This window comes from Bartonella sp. AA81SXKL, from assembly GCF_042196945.1.
Taxonomy (GTDB): Bacteria; Pseudomonadota; Alphaproteobacteria; order Rhizobiales; family Rhizobiaceae; genus Bartonella.
Genome location: NZ_JBHIRH010000426.1, coordinates 1 through 229, shown reverse-complemented (window position 1 = coordinate 229; position 229 = coordinate 1). Strand labels below are relative to the sequence as shown.

Here is a 229-nt window from a genome sequence, read left to right as displayed (position 1 = left end):
CTGTTTGTCAGAAGTATTTGCCGTTACCGGCTGTTCAATTTGTGAAGAATAAGAAGCCTTTGAAACACCACCCTTCATGGCCTTTTCTACATCGCGCTTGATAATACGCCCATGAGGACCACTTCCAGAAACAAGTGATAAATCAAGACCAACTTGAGTTGCCAATCTCCGCGCCAAAGGGGAAGCAAAAAAACGCATTCCCTTTTTACCTTGCTGCATTACTTGCTGA

1 protein-coding gene is annotated in these 229 nt (G+C 44.1%); it reads right to left on the bottom strand.

Going from position 1 to position 229, the window contains the following annotated elements:
• Positions 1–229, bottom strand: a 229-nt coding sequence (locus ACFINZ_RS12050) for an E3 binding domain-containing protein (protein WP_375701653.1), incomplete at both ends; no start/stop codon positions are given.